Annotated in this window: 13 protein-coding genes and 8 tRNA genes; 14 read left to right on the forward strand and 7 right to left on the reverse strand. The window is 42.6% G+C overall.

Annotated features, from left to right (window positions below; genetic code table 11):
• The first annotated feature begins 94 nt into the window (after positions 1-94).
• From N480_RS06705 to N480_RS06765, 13 genes are all read left to right on the forward strand, one after another.
• Positions 95-1,240, forward strand: coding sequence for a dicarboxylate/amino acid:cation symporter (locus N480_RS06705; RefSeq protein ID WP_063371744.1), 1,146 nt, complete (start codon positions 95-97; stop codon positions 1,238-1,240).
• Positions 1,241-1,384: 144 nt separating this feature from the next.
• A complete protein-coding gene (gene uvrY, locus N480_RS06710) occupies positions 1,385-2,035 on the forward strand; it encodes a UvrY/SirA/GacA family response regulator transcription factor (protein ID WP_023398753.1) in 651 nt (216 codons plus the stop codon).
• 8 nt (positions 2,036-2,043) lie between these two features.
• Positions 2,044-3,867: an excinuclease ABC subunit UvrC gene (uvrC, locus tag N480_RS06715; RefSeq protein WP_063371745.1), complete on the forward strand. Its 1,824-nt coding sequence runs from the start codon at positions 2,044-2,046 to the stop codon at positions 3,865-3,867.
• 42 nt (positions 3,868-3,909) lie between these two features.
• A complete protein-coding gene (pgsA, locus tag N480_RS06720) occupies positions 3,910-4,455 on the forward strand; it encodes a CDP-diacylglycerol--glycerol-3-phosphate 3-phosphatidyltransferase (protein ID WP_063371746.1) in 546 nt (181 codons plus the stop codon).
• 172 nt (positions 4,456-4,627) lie between these two features.
• Positions 4,628-4,703: transfer RNA gene (locus N480_RS06725), tRNA-Gly, on the forward strand.
• An 18-nt stretch (positions 4,704-4,721) separates the two neighbouring features.
• Positions 4,722-4,795, forward strand: a tRNA-Cys gene (locus N480_RS06730).
• 38 nt (positions 4,796-4,833) lie between these two features.
• A tRNA-Leu gene (locus tag N480_RS06735) sits at positions 4,834-4,920 on the forward strand.
• 8 nt (positions 4,921-4,928) lie between these two features.
• A tRNA-Gly gene (locus N480_RS06740) sits at positions 4,929-5,004 on the forward strand.
• 33 nt (positions 5,005-5,037) lie between these two features.
• Positions 5,038-5,124, forward strand: a tRNA-Leu gene (locus N480_RS06745).
• A 19-nt stretch (positions 5,125-5,143) separates the two neighbouring features.
• Positions 5,144-5,219: transfer RNA gene (locus tag N480_RS06750), tRNA-Gly, on the forward strand.
• 18 nt (positions 5,220-5,237) lie between these two features.
• A tRNA-Cys gene (locus tag N480_RS06755) sits at positions 5,238-5,311 on the forward strand.
• A 37-nt stretch (positions 5,312-5,348) separates the two neighbouring features.
• A tRNA-Leu gene (locus N480_RS06760) sits at positions 5,349-5,435 on the forward strand.
• Positions 5,436-5,569: 134 nt separating this feature from the next.
• Entirely contained in the window at positions 5,570-6,190 is a 621-nt protein-coding gene (locus N480_RS06765) for a LysE family translocator (RefSeq protein ID WP_063371747.1), read from the forward strand.
• An 87-nt stretch (positions 6,191-6,277) separates the two neighbouring features.
• On the opposite strand, the gene N480_RS06770 is transcribed toward N480_RS06765, so the two are convergent.
• The 3 genes from N480_RS06770 to N480_RS06780 all read right to left on the reverse strand — a co-directional run bounded on the left by N480_RS06770 (position 6,278) and on the right by N480_RS06780 (position 11,336).
• Positions 6,278-6,853, reverse strand: coding sequence for a hypothetical protein (locus tag N480_RS06770; RefSeq protein ID WP_063371748.1), 576 nt, complete (start codon positions 6,851-6,853; stop codon positions 6,278-6,280).
• Positions 6,850-7,611, reverse strand: a complete 762-nt coding sequence (locus N480_RS06775) for a hypothetical protein (RefSeq protein ID WP_063371749.1) — start codon at positions 7,609-7,611, stop codon at positions 6,850-6,852. The genes N480_RS06770 and N480_RS06775 overlap by 4 nt, the downstream gene beginning before the upstream one ends.
• A gap of 164 nt (positions 7,612-7,775) precedes the next feature.
• Entirely contained in the window at positions 7,776-11,336 is a 3,561-nt protein-coding gene (locus N480_RS06780) for a tetratricopeptide repeat protein (RefSeq protein ID WP_063371750.1), read from the reverse strand.
• 761 nt (positions 11,337-12,097) lie between these two features.
• On the opposite strand from N480_RS06780, the gene N480_RS06785 reads away from it, so the two are divergent.
• Positions 12,098-13,978 carry a S8 family peptidase gene (locus N480_RS06785; protein ID WP_063371751.1) on the forward strand — a complete coding sequence of 627 codons (1,881 nt, stop codon included), beginning with the start codon at positions 12,098-12,100 and terminating at the stop codon, positions 13,976-13,978.
• A 60-nt stretch (positions 13,979-14,038) separates the two neighbouring features.
• Here N480_RS06785 and N480_RS06790 read toward each other — a convergent pair whose 3' ends face one another.
• The 4 genes from N480_RS06790 to N480_RS06805 are packed head-to-tail and all read right to left on the reverse strand — an operon-like array spanning position 14,039 to position 19,113.
• Positions 14,039-15,136, reverse strand: coding sequence for a hypothetical protein (locus N480_RS06790; RefSeq protein ID WP_063371752.1), 1,098 nt, complete (start codon positions 15,134-15,136; stop codon positions 14,039-14,041).
• Positions 15,137-15,175: 39 nt separating this feature from the next.
• Positions 15,176-16,504: a sensor histidine kinase gene (locus N480_RS06795; protein ID WP_155732773.1), complete on the reverse strand. Its 1,329-nt coding sequence runs from the start codon at positions 16,502-16,504 to the stop codon at positions 15,176-15,178.
• A complete protein-coding gene (locus N480_RS06800; protein WP_063371753.1) occupies positions 16,504-17,838 on the reverse strand; it encodes a sigma-54-dependent transcriptional regulator in 1,335 nt (444 codons plus the stop codon). Before N480_RS06800 ends, N480_RS06795 begins: the two co-directional genes overlap by 1 nt.
• Positions 17,839-17,889: 51 nt before the next feature.
• On the reverse strand, positions 17,890-19,113 hold the full coding sequence (locus tag N480_RS06805; protein WP_063371754.1) for an ABC transporter permease: 1,224 nt from the start codon (positions 19,111-19,113) through the stop codon (positions 17,890-17,892).

Raw genomic sequence — 19,113 nt, forward strand, 5'->3', positions numbered from 1 at the left:
GGTAAATCAGATGCGGTTAAAGTATCGCATTTGTATACCTAAAGGGTAAAAACATGGTAAAAAGGAGCTCAAATTAATGTGATTCGGGCAAAATATGTCTCTAATAATAAAACTTATCGCCGGTATCTTAGGCGGTATTTTGGCAGGTCTATATCTGCCACTGGGTATAACAGAACTCCTTTACACAGCAAAAGTAATCATAGGTCAGCTAATTAGCTTTACAATTCCTCTCATTATTTTGTTTTTCATTGCATCAGGCATTGCTGGTTTACCAAAAACGTCAGGCCACCTACTGGGTAAGACCGTAGGGTTTGCCTATGGCTCAACCGTAATTGCGGGTACTTTGGCTGTGCTATTGGTGCTGGCTGCAACAGGCTTTTTTGAAGGCAGTGTTGCCTACGAGGCGGCAAAAGGCACCGAGCTAAAAGGATATATTCAACTTGAAATCCCACCGATTATGGGTGTAATGACGGCGCTAGCGGCAGCCTTCATCTTTGGTATTGGTATTAGTCAACTGAACCTTGTACAGCTAAAAGATGTTGTAGATCAAGGCCGTGATGTGATTGATGCGTTACTTGCGAAAGTCATCATTCCAGCGTTACCTTTTTATATTGCGGGTGTTTTTGCCGAAATGGCCGTGGCTGGCACAGTTGTTGATACACTGAGTACTTTCGGTGTGGTGTTGGTTGCCGCCGTGGCAATGCACTGGCTGTGGCTGACAACGCTTTTTGTCGTAACTGGTTTAATGTTAAAGCGCAGCCCAATTGAATTGGTTAAAAATATGCTGCCTGCTTATTTTACTGCGATTGGTACTATGTCCAGTGCAGCTACGATCCCAGTATCGCTAAGAGCGAGTAAATCGAATGGTGTATCGGAAGAAGTTGCAAACTTCTCAGTTCCTTTATGTGCTACAATCCATTTATCAGGTTCAACCATTACGATTGTTACTTGTGCAATGGCTGTTATGTTTTTGTCGCCAACTATGGCAGTACCCTCTTTAATCGAGATGTTGCCATTTATTTTCATGTTGGGTGTTGTAATGATCGCGGCGCCAGGTGCACCAGGCGGTGCGGTTATGTCGGCTCTGGGCCTATTAACTTCAATGCTGGGGTTTGACGAAAGTGCGATAGCTTTAATGATTGCACTGTACTTGGCACAAGACAGCTTCGGCACGGCATGTAATGTAACAGGCGATGGCGTGATTGCACTGTGGGTTAACCGATTTTCCGAAAAGGGATAGCAGTTTAATATCGAATTAAGAAAATATTCGTATATTTACTAAATGGAATGATGTAATTGATTATGCTTTGCGGAATTATGTGTTAATCTCGCAAAGCAAATCGACAAGATTTTATTTACCAAGGGCTAGCGTGAGGATGTTCCATTGATTAACGTACTTTTAGTTGATGATCATGAACTTGTAAGGACTGGGATCAAGCGCATTTTAGATGATGTGCGTGGTTTCAAGGTGGTCGGAGAGGCTAAAACTGGGGAAGAGGCGGTGACGTTTTGCCGTCAAAATGAACCTGATATCGTATTGATGGACATGAATATGCCAGGAATTGGTGGTTTGGAAGCAACGAAAAAGATTTGTCGTTACTGTCCAGACGTCAAAGTCATCGTGTTAACCGTACACTGTGAAGATCCATTTCCAAGTAAGGTGATGCAAATAGGTGCGCATGGTTATTTAACCAAAAGTGCGGGCCCTGATGAAATGATCAATGCAATTCGTTCGGTAAATTCCGGACAGCGTTATATTGCACCTGAAATTGCACAACAGATAGCATTGGCACAATTCAGCGGTAAAGTGGATGAAAATCCATTTCAATCTCTATCTGATAGAGAGCTGCAAATTATGTTGATGATCACCAAAGGTGAAAAAGCCCAAGACATTGCAGAACGACTAAACTTGAGCTCTAAAACCGTGAACAGTTATCGCTATAGAATGTTTGAAAAGTTGGATGTCAGCGGGGATGTTGAACTGACTCATTTAGCCATTCGTCATAAAATGATTGATATAGATAGCTCTCGTTAACCATTTTAATGGCTGTATTTGATCATAAACCGTTTTTAAAAACGTTGACCACTGAACCTGGTGTATATCGTATGTACGATAAAGAGCATCAGGTTATCTATGTTGGTAAGGCAAAAAATCTCAAAAAGCGCGTCAGCAGCTACTTTCGTAGCAATATCCCAGATAGTAAGACTCAGGTTTTAGTGAGTAATATTGCCAATATAGAAGTCACATTAACCAACACCGAAACCGAAGCACTTCTTTTAGAAAATAACCTGATCAAGAAGTATCAGCCTAGATACAATATTTTACTGCGCGATGATAAATCTTACCCCTATATTTTACTGACGGATCACCGTCACCCACGGCTCGCTTTTCACAGAGGATCACGCAAACAAAAGGGAGAGTACTTTGGACCATTCCCGAGTAGTGCGGCGGTTTCGGAGAGCCTACGCTTAATGCAAAAAATCTTCCCTGTACGTCAGTGTGAAGATGCTTATTATCGCGCAAGAAGCCGTCCATGTTTGCAACATCAACTCAAGCGTTGCTCTGCACCGTGTGTAGAGAAAGTCTCAGATGAAGAGTACAGCAATCAAGTTGAGCTTGTTAGACAGTTTTTAAGCGGTAAATCACACCTTGTAATCGAAGCATTGGTTGCCAAGATGGAGCAGGCCAGTATTGCATTAAACTTTGAAGATGCCGCTAAATACCGAGATCAAATTGCTTTACTAAGACAAATGCAAGAGCAGCAATCAGTAGCTGGTAATTTTGCAGAGATGGATGTCATAGGCTTTACGCAGCACAATGGATTGTGTGCGATCCATATGTTGATGATTAGAGATCACAAAATACTGGGCAGTAAAACTTATTTCCCCAAAGTGCCAAAAGACTCCAATGACGATGAGATTTTGACGTCTTTTATTGGGCAGTACTATATTTCCAATGGCTCAAATGCACGGATAGCAAATGACATTGTATTGCCTTTTGACGTATCTGAACGGACTGAGATGGCAGCAGGTCTAACGCAGTTAGCGAAAAGAAAAGTGCAATTGAGAGTTAATGTGCGGGCAGAGCGCGCGCAATATTTGGCTTTGGCAAATAAAAATGCGCACAACAGCATTATGGTTAAACAAAGTGCGCAGGATGCAATTAGTAAACGTTATGCGATGCTAAAAGAAGCAGTAGGGCTTACCGATATCAGTCGCATGGAGTGTTTTGATATTAGCCACACAATGGGTGAAAACACGGTCGCGTCTTGCGTTGTTTTTGACGGGCAGGGGCCCAACACGAGAGAGTATCGACGCTATAATGTGACGGGAATTACTCCTGGGGACGATTATGCGGCGATGGATTTCGCGTTAAAAAAGCGCTATGCCAAAATGACCGACGAGCAAAAAGTGCCTGAGATTATTTTTATCGATGGGGGTAAGGGTCAGCTTGCTAGAGCAGAAGCCTTTTTTGAAGATTGGCAGCTAGACAAATTGCCCATGCTGATTGGTGTTGCTAAAGGAACCAGCCGAAAGCCGGGGTTAGAGACATTGTTATTTGACGGCGGGCGTAAAACCATTAATCTAGATAGCGACTCGCCAGCATTGCATCTCATTCAGCATATTCGGGACGAGTCGCACCGATTTGCCATTGCTGGGCACCGAAATAAACGTCAAAAGCAACGCACTCAATCTGTGCTTGAAGAGATAGCTGGCGTTGGAAGTAAAAGGCGACAGGCGTTGCTTAAATATTTAGGGGGATTGCAAGGCGTTAAATCAGCGAATCTACAACAATTAGGGCAAGTGCCTGGGATCAGTCCTGAGTTGGCTGAAAAGATATTTAATCATTTGCATGACAAAGCTTAATGCTTCGTGCGAACATATAGAAAAAGAATTCTCTAAGTAGTTATGTGGAATATTCCAAACACGCTCACAACATTTAGGTTGTTTCTCATCCCCGTATTTGCCGTGGTGTTTTATTTGCCATATACATGGGCTTTTTTTGCTGCCGCCTTTATATTCTGGTTGGCCTCGATCACCGACATATTAGATGGGTATCTAGCGCGTAAGCTAAACCAGTCTACGCCATTTGGTGCGTTTTTAGATCCCGTCGCAGATAAAGTCATGGTCAGTGTCGCATTAGTGATGATTGCCGCGCACTATCAAAATGTTTTAGTAACCCTTGCCACTGTCATTATTATTAGCCGTGAAATCGTTATTTCAGCGTTAAGAGAATGGATGGCTGGGCTTGGCAAGCGAGCAAGTGTAGCTGTATCCAACTTAGGCAAATTTAAAACTGCTGCCCAGATGCTTGCCATAATTGGCCTTATTTGGCAGTTTGCTCCGTGGATGATTATGCTGAGTTACGCCTTGTTAGCCATAGCGACCGTACTGACGATTGTCTCAATGTTGCAATATTTGCTTGCAGCCAAAGGAGAATTGCTTAAATCTTAACTAATCTTGAGCAATTACAGAACGCTTTAGATAAAAAATAAGCAAACAGTTAAAAACATTCATTTTTTATATTGACGCATCCATTAAGTTCTGTAGAATGCGTCCGTGTTGAGAGACAACAGTCATCAAAACGAAATGTTATTAAGGCTCATATGAGAGTTTTAGTTACAATGCGAGTATAGCTCAGCTGGTAGAGCGCGACCTTGCCAAGGTCGAGGTCACGAGTTCGAACCTCGTTACTCGCTCCAACTCTTTTTGAAGAGTATGGCGGAATGGCAGAGTGGCCATGCAGCGGATTGCAAATCCGTCTACCTCGGTTCGACTCCGGGTTCCGCCTCCATTTTCTCAACAACATCCACATGCGAAAGCAAACCCGATGCCCGGGTGGTGGAATTGGTAGACACAAGGGATTTAAAATCCCTCGCTGGTAACAGCGTGCCGGTTCAAGTCCGGCCCCGGGCACCATTTATTGTGCGAGTATAGCTCAGCTGGTAGAGCGCGACCTTGCCAAGGTCGAGGTCACGAGTTCGAACCTCGTTACTCGCTCCAACTTTATTTTAAGGTTGGCTTTTGCGACCCGATGCCCGGGTGGTGGAATTGGTAGACACAAGGGATTTAAAATCCCTCGCTGGTAACAGCGTGCCGGTTCAAGTCCGGCCCCGGGCACCACTTGATTACAAGTGAAAATGCGAGTATAGCTCAGCTGGTAGAGCGCGACCTTGCCAAGGTCGAGGTCACGAGTTCGAACCTCGTTACTCGCTCCAACTCTTCTTGAAGAGTATGGCGGAATGGCAGAGTGGCCATGCAGCGGATTGCAAATCCGTCTACCTCGGTTCGACTCCGGGTTCCGCCTCCATTTACTTCCACGAAATCTATTCATATAGACATCCGTCGCCCGGGTGGTGGAATTGGTAGACACAAGGGATTTAAAATCCCTCGCTGGTAACAGCGTGCCGGTTCAAGTCCGGCCCCGGGCACCATTTATTAATCTCAATTCTTAATTTTCCATATCAACTTTGAAAAGCAATTTAGATTGCTCTGCTGTTCTCTTTCACACGATACATAATCTTGCTAAGCTCGTTAATATAACTTTGTCATGGTTAAAGGGATTATAATGAGTATTGAAGTGTGGTTGTCTTTTGTCGTTGCATCATTCGCTCTGTGTTTTACGCCCGGTCCAGCTGTCTTACTCGTGGTAAGCCAATCGTTGTTAAATGGGAAGAAAGCCGTATTACCGATGATTCTTGGTATAGCAAGTGGTGATCTTATCGCGTTGAGCTGTTCCTTGCTTGGCATAGGGGCCGTGCTATCAGCGTCAGCAACTGCATTTAATGTGCTGAAGTATGCAGGAGCAGTGTATCTGGTTTACCTTGGAGTGCGTGCATGGCGTCAAGCCAATAACAATACCTCAATTGAGTCTAATCAAGTCAAATATAGCGGTTTTAAGCTATTTAGAGATTCGGTATTGGTGACTGCCTTAAACCCCAAAGGGCTAATTTTCTTCATGGCTTTTCTTCCACTCTTTATCAACCCTGAAAAAAGTATTGCTGAGCAAATGCTGATATTGGGCTTTACATTTATCAACGTTTCATTAATAAGCTCATCTACTTATGCGATATGTGCGCATAAAGTTCGTGCCTCAGTTGCGTCACAACGTGGTCAACGGCTATTTAAAAGGTTGTCAGGGGGCATGTTGGTCGGAGCAGGAGGGATCACTGCAACACTAGAGCGATAAGTATGATTTACCTATTTTTCATGTGATTAAATAATTGCGGGCATAACTGCCCGCAACGAATAAGGTGCTCACAGCAATCAAGCGTTATTATTGTTCTTCGCCCGATAAAGCAAAAAACTCGAGCATTAGCTTGAAATGACCATTGCCAAAATGCTCGCTAGAAATAATTTTGCCTTGACCACTTACGCAGTCTCCTTCAAATGAATGCACTAACTCGCCTTCCATAACGACTTGGCGGCGGTTCTTGGCCCAGTAAATACGAATGCCTTGCTTGGTGCCTCTGAAAGTATCGAAATAGTCCTTAAACTCCCGTTCTTTGCCCTTAAGTGGGTTGAGTTCGAAATCAACATGCTTACTCAGCTCTTGCCCATAAGAGCTAAATACTGCGAGCTGGAAAGTGTCATTGATGATGGTGTCAAAGTCCCACCACGGTTTATCTGCACTGATTTGCTCGGCACTTGCAGCGAGAAGAGGTACCTCGAAACAAAGTGCATTGGATGCTACTTGTTCGGTTTTGTGCTGATTATAGATATGTTCGATAATCGCCATTTCTTGAGGTGTGAGCGCTTTGTCATCCTCATACTCAAATTCCGTAATTGATTTTGCAATGAGGTGATCTTCTAGCGACTCTAATACCTTGTCTGTGATCTTAACCTTATTCATACTGATATCGTCTCATTTATTGTATTGCTGTGAGTGAGAAAGTAAATGTCGAAATCTGCTTGTGGGTTACCACCTAACTCTAGGCTTAACCCAGACTCTTCAACGCGTTTTGCCAACTTAGTTACAAATCTAGATATATATGTGATTGCCGCATTTCCTTTAAAACCGTGATGTTCTCCAAGTTGTTTTTGAGTCAATGCATTTTGCCTAAACGACAAGGAGAAAAAGTCATAAAAGAGTGCTTGTTTTTGCTTATCTTCTTCTTGCGCAATCGTTTCTAATAGCAGGTTTATAAATAGCCGCGCATTTTTATCCATTTTAGTCACTTGATCTGGAGTAGGCTGTTCACTTGGCATCAGTTCATAAATGTTGCTTGCTTTTTCTTCACCTTGATTAGATTCATATAAATGTATTATCTGTACTGAACGGCCTTCATCAGGGGCTTTTGCTTGTTCAGACGCAGATTTTTTTCTATACGTTACATTGCTACCCATATCCAAGTAGACGCTTTCAAATGCACGATATGTATAAGCTTTTAAAACGTGATTAAAGTCGCACTGTGCATTGAGCCTTTGGGCATCTTGATGCGCTCCTTTGTCTTGCTCTGCTTCTTGCTTGGTTGCTTTAATCACTTTCAATAAAGTCTCTTGGATAAGTGCTTCGGTATCGATACGATGGTCCGTAATTGCCTTTTTTCTAAGTAAAAACTTAATAAATTTATACGCTTCTTGTACGGCTTGTTTGTTATCAAACCACATCAATACCCCCTTTGTCGTTGCTGTTGTATCCTTTTTCCCGCCTATTGTATGGCTTACTCTAATGTGAGTCACCTCATAGCTATTTGCGGTATAACAACTTTTGATAAAGTTTCAGCACAATGTTTTACGTCTTCAAACTAATGCTATCAAAGTTTGTTGCTTTTTTAGTTACACTTTAATAATTCAATATAATGTTCAAACTTATTTTTGGCTTTTTGCCATTTAATACTCGCATTTGCTTTTAAGTAATTTTCTGAAAGTGTTTTCCCTTGAGTAAAATAGTTACACGCACTCTCTGTCTCTCCTAATTCAGAAGCAACGTAACCAAGATTAAAGAGCTTTTTTCGATAACTTATTTGATATGCTTGATTAGTTGGGCGTTTTTGGGTTAACGCCAAAGCAATTGAGCGGGCCTCTTCGAGGTGAGACTGCGCGGCTTTTTTGTCACCTAAATCATATAGGTGAGAAGCAACTTTGGAATGAACACCTTGCAATAAACTGGCAAAGTCTAAGTTATCTGCGTCTTGTGCAGCCAAGCGCTCGGCCGCTTGCAGTGCTTTTTCATAGTAAAGTGTACTTTGCTCTGGTTGCGCAGATTCTTCGAAGTAATCGGCATAGGCCGTGTAGAGTTCAATACTATGCCCTTGCCAGTCTGTGTTATTTTCATTGAGTTGTCGTAACTTTCTAGCAATATCAAGGCCGATTAAGAAATGCTCTTGTGCCTCAATTAAGTAGCCTTGTGATAGCTTGTTTTTTCCTAAGCGACTTGCTAGCAAAAGCTGCGCAACTTGCACGTAAATGTTGTCAGGATCTTTAATTGAGTACATGCGTGCAAGGTCATCTGCTTGCTGATAGTACTGTAATGCCTGTGTTCTGCTGGTACTGTACTCAGCGAGGTTGATGTAGGTACGCAGTAGATTGTATTGTGACACCAGATGGTTGGGGTCATTGCTCAGTTGTTTCTCAAGTATCGTTTTTGCTTGCAATAGTAAGTCGCTCGACTTTTGTTGTGAAGACGAAGCCTTAGCCAGTTCTCTAAATACGTTTATTCTTAGTACATTGTAAGCTTGTTCGAGTTGTTGAGAAGGGACAATGCTATTTAATATTTGCAGTGTTTGATTGAGCTTTTCAGATGCAAAAGTGATGTTTCCTGCATCGAGCGCAATAGAGGCTATCTGCGATGTAGCCCTTGCTTTAGTAAGCGTCAGAGACTCATCCTCTTGCATGTTTTCAATGAGCGAAAGTGCCCGTTGAAAATAGGACCTTGCTTCATCAGCTCTGCCTTGCTTAAGCAGTAATGCGCCAAGTTCATACTTAAAAGCGACAATGAGCTGTTGCTCTTTTGAGCCCTTGTTTGCTATGGATGTTAGGCGGTTTTCCAAAGCGCTTAGAGTATCAATTACTTCGTCAATATGTGTCGAGTCATCTTGACGTAGTATTTTAATTTTAATGAGTAGTAGCCTGAGCTTATCTATTTCATCCAGCGGAATATCATCGACACTGTTTACTAACTTGGACAAGTGGGTATTTAAATATTTGCGTTGAAAAGTGGGTAGATACTGCTCGAGTATTGGCTCTATAGAGTCAATATTGATAAGCACATTATCTTTTAGGTGCATTAGAGCCTGTGCTGTTTTGGCTTGTTCATTTTCTATCTGTTGTTTTTGGAAATAGGAATATGTTGCTGTGCCCAACGCGCAAATAAACAATAAGCTGGTAGTAAACAATCTACGCTGCTGGGTTTTGTTTTGTAGTTCAAGAGAAGCTTGGTAATGACTTTGCGATGTGATTATATAGTTTTTTACCGACTCCAAAGCTACCGTGCCGGGTTGACTAAGGTACTTCGTTCCGTCTGTAAGTTCATGTTTAGTTAATGCAAAGTGATATTGCTCTTGAGGTTGTCCCGCAAAGTTTTTCCATTGCTTATACTTGGTTTCAACACCATGAAACCATTGCAGGTATTCTTTTCTTGCCGTGAGCCAAATATAAAATCTGGGCCATATTTGCTGATCCAGAGAGAGGTTATCAGCAATGGTGATCAGGCAGTCGTGCGTTAGCTTCACATAGGGAGGCAATTTTTGAGCCTGATGACGAATAATAAGTTGCTTTTCTATCAGTGCATTCACTAGCCCTAACAGCTCTGGGTTTTGTTGCTCCAGCGCAATAAAGTCGACATGGCGCGCGTAGCAAGTTCCATTGATATTTACACCAACAAACAGCTCAAAGAATTGCTCTGTCAGCGGCTCAAATTGTCCGAGTATATGTTCAGCCTGCTGATAAATAACACCAGTGAGTTTATTGAGCTGATTGTATTGTGCATAAGAGAGTATTTTGGGCTGCTCACTGGTAATCGCAAGCGCGTGCATTTGTGCCAGCAAATACTCTACAGCCGGCAGCGCATGAGATAGCTTCAACGCTTCAGTCTGAATTGTTTGCGCTAGGCCTTCTTCTAAAATAATACCTAAAGCAAGCGCTTGGTTGTTGATGATTTTCAACCAATCTTCGGCAGACAAACTGTGCGGAACGTAAAAGTCTCTGCCCACCATATCTGTTTGGTGTAAGTACTCACTTCTAATGCTGGTTATTACTTTTAATGGCGTGTGCTCTCCAAGTAATGCTAAACTCTGGAGCAGTCGATTGTGAGGTTCCAATTCGTAGATTTCTTCAAACTGATCTAAGAACCACACGTACGTTGTTTTGTGTGCGTTTAAGTGATGAGATAGCTCATCTAGGTAGGTTGTATTTAAATTTAATAACTCACCAACAAACAAGTCTATGTCGACTGCCATTGTTTGCAGTATGGTTGAAAAGCCAGCTTCATGGGAGTTAATAAAATGGGTTAATAGGGCGCGACTGTCCGTAAACTGTTTTGGTAACCCAATTTCCCATTTGAGATCACCGATTTGCTTAGTTAACTCTGGCAATAACCCAGCCTTAATGAGGCTGGATTTGCCACTTCCTGAAACACCATGAACCTTTATCAGAGTCGGGTTTTCATTAAATAAGTTAACCAATTTAGTGGTTAATTCTTCCCGTCCAAAAAAGTAATAAGCATCGTGAGGGTCAAAGCTGCATAAACCTTTAAAAGTCAGGGTACTATTGTGTTGCTCCCCGTCAAAATCCTCACCGAGTATATGAAAAAGTGCTTGGTTTATATGCTCAATAGCACAAAGTTTACCGCCAATCGCCACAACTCGTTCAATCAGTTCGGGGTCTATGTCCTGATGATTCGCCTGTGGGTAAAAAATGCTAAAAGCGCCGCTGTGACGATTTTCCATCGCATACAGGGCCCCTCTTATTTTATTGTTGATGTGCCCGATACTATGCACATTACCACTAGGAGATACTTCTCCTGTTGCAAATAAGGTCTCGGCTAAATGAATATGCTTATTTAGATGACTGCGGTAGGCTAGATAGCACCCAAGGGCATACCCAAGGCCAATACTTGTGCTATCTTGCTGTAAGTTAATGGTTTCTTTATTACTTGCTGTAAGCTTGAGCTCGATGAAAAACTGATTTTGCTGTCTGTCGAGAGGGTTTAAGGACATGAATGCAGCTTCTGCCGCCATAGTGAAGTAGTTATTCTGCTCCTTAAATTTATAGCCCAGTGCAAGCACCAAATCATTGGCAAATTTTACTTTGACCTTTTGTTGATCTTTTGGCTTTATAAATCTGAATTCTGGGCTATACGTATAGCGTTTGTCAGACAAAAGAATATGTATCATTTCTTGCTCTTATCAATTAATGCTGCACTTGGTATGTGCACCTATTCTACTCTTTGTGTTCAACCATCGAACCGCAGCATAGTGTTTTTACCGCTCACTCCTTATTACAACGTCAATTCGAGATAAAAAATAACATTTGCGATGAAAAAATTAAAATTAGCAAGCGTTATTGCTTCGTATGAATATTATTCAAGTTTGTGGGACTTTAATGTTTTCTTTAAGCACCTTTTTAGCAAAGTGCATGATAAGACTTGATTTTTAAATTCCCTACTATGAATTATTTTATAAATCTACCTTTTTTTAAATTTAATGTATTAAGTTGAGATTGATTTGTTATTTTTTAATCAATTTTTCGTTTGTTAGTATAAAGAACCTGCTTTTCTCTGCTGAGTTTTGAGCTGGACAGTACGGTTCGGTGAAATTGAAACGTGAGTAAGCAGATAGCGTTATCTGTCTTTAGTTCAAGTATGTGAAGAATTAGATTTCCGTTTATGGCGTATTATGCAATTATTAGGTGTGCCAATTGGAGTTACTTTTAAGTATTAAACAGTGTGATTGAGCTGTTAGGTTGGTGCGAGTAAAAGTAATGATTATGGCGGTAACAATAGCTCATAAGAATAAAAGTAAAAGCATAATAAACGCGTAAGTAACGTTAACAAGTGGCTTTAACAGATAAATAATCGCAGTGCTTATAAATAAGAAAATACAAAAAATTTAAAATAATAATCAGAAGTAGAAACATCGCTTTGTTAGGAGGGGATATGGTCTGTTCGAAGAAAAGTCTATTAATTGCAGGTATAGCAACAGGGCTGAGTATTTTGCCAGCTGCGCATGCTCAAGGGGGAGGCAATTCTTACTTGGTGGAATACGCTCAAGGGCAGTTATCACCCAATGTGCTCAGTTCTTTGAAAGTCATTGGACGTAACGGTAACAACTATATTGCGCAAGGTTATCTATCCGCTCAGCAGGTGGCTGGGCTGGAACACGTAAATGGCGTCATACTGGAACCTGACTATGGCCTGTCGTTGAGTAACAATTCACTCGACTATCTTCAAAATAGCTCACACAGTCTAGACACGCTTAACAACAGCGAACTTGAACCCTATTGGCTAAGAGCAACAGGTATTAATAGTTTACCCATAGCATTGAACGAAATTCCAGTGTGTATTATCGACTCTGGGGTTGACAGCGCACATCCAGATTTACCCAACAATATAAATGGTTATCACAGCGTATATGCTGGATTTTGGAATCAGGATGCATTGAGTCATGGCACGCATATGGCGGGGATCATTGCAGCTCAAGGCAATGGAATTGGCGTTAAAGGGGCGCTCAGTGAAGGGGTTGCCAAACTACAAGTACACAAGCTTATTAGAACCGCACATGGTAAAAACTCTTCAATTTCTGGTGGTAGTTTAATTGAAGCTATAGAAGTTTGTGCTAACTCTGGTGCTAAAGTTATCAATATGTCGTTAAGTGGGGATCAATTCTCGCCAATGACAATGGCTGTGATTGACCGCTTAACATACGATAGGGGCGTGATATTTGTCGCGGCTGCGGGTAACCATGGCTCACAGCTCAAAAAGTTAAGTGGATTACATAATGATTCACTGCACTATCCTGCGTCATATCACAACGTATTATCTATCGGTGCACTTGACACTAACGGTGTGGCGGCGTCCTTCTCTCCAGCTAATGGCGAAATTGATTTAGTCGCGCCAGGCAGTAAAATCATTTCTACAGCTAATCGCAGCCACTTTGCTGTGCAGCAAGTCGGTGTTCAGCAAGGCAGCGGAGCTGAAGAGTTGATTAACTATACGCAAATTGATGTGGGTGTTAACAGCCACTCTATGCAAGCAACCTTACCTGCGCAATGCATATACTCTTTGACTACAGAAGATGTTGAGCAGCAAATTGCTGAGCGCACGCTTTCTTACAATACCAGAGTTGCACTAAGTAATGCACAAAGTAGTTGTAAAGCGGCAAATGGTAAAGTTTTAGTGATTGATTATCCGCAAAATACTTCTGGCTCCGTTAAGGGGTTAGACTATTACACAGAGTTTCCGACGTTACTTGTTCATCAATGGCCTGTTGTAGGTGATACCTCAAATATCACGCTGAATATAAGCAGCTTCCATAGCAATTATGTTGTAGGTGCAGGGACTTCACAGGCGACAGCTATTATCTCCGGCGGTATAGCAAGATTGTGGTCTCAAAATCCACAATGGAGTAATACAGACATCATTAATGCGATTAAAGAGACGAGTTACGATTTAGGCTCTTCTGGACATGACAATGTTTATGGATATGGCTTGCCTAATTTCGCAAAGGCACTTTCGTATTTACATGCCGGGCGCACACCTGACTGCCCGCAAGAGTGGTATCAAAACAAGCCCTATTCTGGGGGCGAAAAAGTAACCTATAACGGCATAGTGTACACAGCTCATTACTGGAATAAGAATTTAAGTCCATCAGCGGCGCCATCGATGTGGGAAGCCCAAGGGGCATGTGATATGAACAACGCCTCGCAATCACAGCCTACGGATGGTGGGTATAGCACTTTAGACTTTTCAGGGTTAGAGGAAGAAGAAGTCAGCTACAGCTGTGAAGGGCTTAGTTTAATGTGTGGTGGCGGAAGGTAACCGCAATACAATTAGCTCAGTAGGGGCCGAAGTTGCCCTTACTGAGCAATCGAGTTGCGTTTAGCTACCCTCTAACAGCCAGACATAGACGTTAGGAAACCCATCTTTATAATTGATTTGGATATCAAGTAGGCTGCCATTTACAGTCTGTGCGATGGTATAATAGGTATTGTTTAAAAAGTAGCGGCCCTCATTTTGTACCAACGTAGTATCTGAAGAGATTTCTATACCTTTTATTTTTGCAAGCTCAACTAGGGCATCTCGGATAGCGAATTTGATGGCGCTACTTAAGAGGTTATCAGGCGCTATCGTGCCATCTTCACCAAAGTTCCCTAAAACAATACTTCTTCCTTCAAACTCTTGTCTTTCGCGCCAGTTAATAGGGGTTGAAAGAGGTACTTCTTGTTGTGTAGGGAGGCTGTAGTTAGCAAATAGCGTTGCGCCGTATGTACAGCTGTTAGTCATGAGTATCGGCTGCTCTATTTTCTGTGCGGAAACGTCGCCCTGACGAGATAGGTTTAAAGCGTATTTGGATTGAGATTGCGCATCAGATGCATAGCTTTCGCGTAATTGCTCTTTAACGTTTACTCTCGCTTGACTCAGATAGCCTGCAAGAATTTTGGCATTTTGCGCACTCATGGGAATTTGTTGGTGTGCAAATGCGGTGTAATAACTTACACCAATGACACTATTATGATTATTCTGGCATAACCATGATGGTTGGCACTGAGAAAAATCACACTCAACAGATTGGCATTGTTTATTGGTTGTGAGCGCTGACGTACTCGCATAGCTGTAGAGTGTATCTGCTGTTATATGAGGGTCCGAAAAATAGACTACCTGCCCATTTTCTAAGGAAATACTCTTTGAGTCATGCGTGACTTTACTCAATTCAATATCGATTTCAGAGATTGCATAGTGCTCTAGCAATCTCACTAAAGCGCGCTTGCGGCTCGCAATTAAAGAGCCATTTTGAGTTGCGCTGAATGGTGCGGCTGTACCAATGAATCCGACTTGGTTGGATTGCACGGGTGCTTGCAGCCAGCAAGGTGCTTCCACTGAGGAAGTTGGCTCTTTTTCAACAATAGATGTTATTTGGCAGCCTACAAGAGTAATAGGGTACAGACATGTAAATGCAAAGCGATATAAAGAGGTCATGGGCCATCCTATTGGGCACCTAAAGTCAGATGCAAATCCTTAATTGTATTTAGTGTCCTGTAAAGGGATATCAAATTCAACCATTAGCCCCCCTCGTTCTCTATTCTTTAGCTTTATGAGGCCTTGGTGTGCGCAAATTATTTCGTTGCATAGGCTCAAACCCAAACCAGTGCCATCCGATTTAGTAGAGTAGAAAGGTTGTAGGGCCTGATGATGATTTCCGTCGATGATCCCTGTGCCTCTGTCAACGACCGCAACTCTTAGACGAGTGTAATCTTTGACTACTTTAACTGCGATCTCTTGAGGCGGGCTGCCCGACTCATGGGCATTTTTTAGGATATTAATGAGCACCTGCTCCATTTGTGCTATGTCAAAGTATGCGCGTGCAACAGGCAATGAAGCCAGCATCTCAAAGGGGTACAGCTTGTTTACTTGGTCAAAAAGCGGCGCTAAATCATGGTATGCGAAATTGGGCTTGGGCAGCCTAGCAAAATGCGCATATTGCGCAATAAATTCGCTGAGGTGGGTAGTCCGTTGGTCTATGGTTTGCAAAATATCGGGTAATAATTCAAGGTGCTTGTTTTGTTCTACCATCGTTTTGGCAGAAGTGGTGAGCGAGCTAATAGGCGCAAGAGAATTATTTAACTCGTGACTGATTAAGCGGATTGCATTTTTCCACATATTAATCTCTTCCTGGCTGAGCTCATGGGAAACGTTTTTAAAGATTAATAGCTGGTGAGGCTTTTGATTTAACGTGACTTGCTTAAAACTTAAATAGTAACTTTGTTTTAGGTCATGTTGTTCAAAGCTAATTAGGCCAGTTTGTTGCTCAGTGATCGCAACCTGTAAATTAGGGTGTAACTTTTTGATACTTTGGTGCAGCGCCATCCCTTCTAGCTTCGGGCTTTTTAATAGTTGTGCAGCTTCATTGTTGGAATAGACAATGTGGTGGAAGGTGTCCAGTAAAATAATACCCATAGGTGATGCTTGAACGATACTGTCTAACAAAATTTCACGTTGATTGGAAGATTGCCGATGTTGTCTTAAACTGCTCGTTAACGTGTTATACATGCGCAGCAGATCTCTTAACTCATAGTTTCGGTGTTCGGCAATACGGATTGAAAAGTCTTCATCATTAATGCTTTTTAGCCCGTTCGTAAGCGTGTCTATGACGTGTTTATGTTGCCTAAACACGACTTCGCAATACAAAAATACGAGCGGGACTACCAGCAAAAGTGAACCAGCCGTAGCAACGTAAAATGGTGCGCCCAAAAAGAGTAATCCGGACTGAGTTGCGACCAAAATAAAAATAGCCACGATGCAAAAGGTTGCCATTTTTCCAGCTAGTGAGTACACCTTAAGTTTCATCAACGTGCGATCCCAAACTTGTCCATTCGCCTATACATTGCTTGGCGGCTGAGCCCTAAGCTCTTGGCCGCATGGGTTACATTACCATCGTTGGCTTGTAGGGCTGTACGAATATCTTGCGCTGACAACTCTGATGAAGTGGCAGAGCTAGATTGTTTGATCTGTAGCCCCAGATCTTGCGCTTCAATGACTTTACCTTGCGCAAGCAGTGTGGCTCGACCAATTACATTCTGTAATTCCCTGACATTACCTGGCCAGTGATAGCGTTTTAATGCATGCTGAGCACCAGCACTCAACTGCTTAGTATGGTCGATAAAGTGATGGGCCAAAGGCACAATATCCTCGGGTCGCTGCGCCAGAGGAGGAAGGTTAAGCTCAATCATATTAAGGCGATAGTACAGGTCCTCTCTAAAGTGGCCTTGCGCAATTGCTGCACCAAGATCTGCATTTGTGGCACTTAACACGCGCACTTTAACGCGTTTAGTTTGGCTACTGCCAACGGGCTCAAATTCCCCTGATTGTAATACCCGCAGTAGCTTTTGCTGACCAGAAAGAGGCAGGTTGCCTATTTCGTCTAAAAATAGTGTGCCGCCATTCGCCGCTTCAAATCGACCAATACGACTCTTAGTCGCGCCCGTATAAGCACCGCCGACTACGCCAAATAACTCCGCTTCTATCAAATCCGCAGGCAATGCTCCTGCGTTCACTTTGATAAATGGTGCGTCACGATAAGGGCTATTGGCGACAATGACCTCGGCAATCTTTTCTTTACCAGCACCGTTGGGGCCAGTAATTAAAACCGGCGCATCTGAATGCGCGACTTGGGTAGCGACTTCCAATAAACTGAGCATGGCGGGATCAGCACAAACGAGTCCTGCCAAATCAAACTTATCAGTCAACTTGGTTGCACGTGCAATGGCGTGTTGTTGTTGCTGAAACTGCGCTTTTTCTAAGCGGTACATTTCTAAAAGTTGGTTAACCGACGCCAGTAGTTTCTCTTCTCGCCACGGCTTTTCTAAGTAGTCAGCAGCCCCATCTTTGATAAGCTCTACGGCCATCTCTAGGTTTGCCCATGCGGTCAGGAGGATAATAGGTAAATCTGGGTTAAGTTGACGGATATCTTTGTAAAGCGTTTTTCCTTCCACCCCAGATGTTGTATCAGAGGTAAAGTTCATATCCTGAATGACGAGGTCATAAGTTGAATTTTGGAGCATGGCCAAGCCTTGAGCTGGCGAGGTTGCACCATCACAATCAATATCGTTAAGTAAAAAAAGCAGTTTGAGTGCTTTAATTACATCTTGGTTGTCATCGATAACAAGTATTCTATGTTGCATAACTTTAAAACTCAGATACCAGCACTCAAAAGTGCTGGTTTGTTATTTTTATTAATTAGTTTTCGTTACTTGAGCTGGGGCTATTCTAGCTGCTTTTCTAGCCGGTATATAGACTGCAAAGGCGCTCAGTAACCAAACCGCTATGGCGACAATAGCTGCTAACCAAGGGACTATTAGTCCTTGTATTCTAAGGTTTGTGACAAAATATTGATTGAGCCACAATGCGGCGAATAGACCGATAGCGATACCCGCAAAAGCCAGTAGGCTATTTTCAACGAGTAGGGATCTCATCACTCTGGATTGGCTGGCTCCCAAGGCTCTTAGTACGCCAATTTCTTTTGTTCGCACTGAAATCGAAAAAGAAACCAGTGCCACTATACCAACTCCCGTGACTAAAATTGCGATCCCGCTGATACCCATCATGATAAAAGCAAACGTACTGCGACCGTCCCACAGACGCTTTTTAGCACGAGCAGCATATTCAACTTGCTTCACAATCCGCCCTTGCTCGTTGAACAAAAGATTTTCAATGCGCTCTAGGGTTTGTTCTGTACTGCCTTTCTGTACTCTAAGAATATAATTAACTTGGCTATTTTGAGCGTAATGTGCCTCTGGTATCACGGCGGAGTGATACCAGCTATCGTTGTACACTGCGCTTTCGCCCAGCATCATATCTGTGTAAGTACCGATTATCTGATAGGGCAGTCGTTCATTGTGCAAGTAAATTGTTTGCCCTAGAGCACTCTGCTTTTCAAATAAAGTGGCAGCGAGTGCATCACTGATAAGGACCACACTGGCTCTTCTTTCCTGCTCTCCGTCAGAAAAAATGTATTCCGTGTCATAAAAATTACGCCCTTGCGTGATGTTTAAACCTAGTGCCTCGACACCTTGCTGAGACTGTGAAAATAGCGCGAGATGTGCGCCTTGCTGGTCTCTATCTAGTGTATTGTGGGCAAAATTACGACCATTTACGGTAGCAAGTACTAGCTCATTCGCAGCATAACTGGCAAATTCGACCTCAGGTAATGCGCGCAGGTTGTAAAGATCTCTTTCAATTAAAGCACTTTGATCCAGCTCTTTATCAAATACACGTGTGTAAACATTGATAATCTGTTCTTCAGCGATATGAGAGGGGATAAGCCAGTTTTGCAGTGTACGATAGCTAATAAAACTGGTGTTCCCCACGATGGTAACCGCGATGGCAATTTGTAATGTGATCAGAAGCGAAATACTTTTGTGCTTGAGTAGCAATTTTAAAATATGTTTAATAGCCAT

This window comes from Pseudoalteromonas luteoviolacea S2607, from assembly GCF_001625575.1.
Classification (GTDB): Bacteria; Pseudomonadota; Gammaproteobacteria; order Enterobacterales; family Alteromonadaceae; genus Pseudoalteromonas; species Pseudoalteromonas luteoviolacea_E.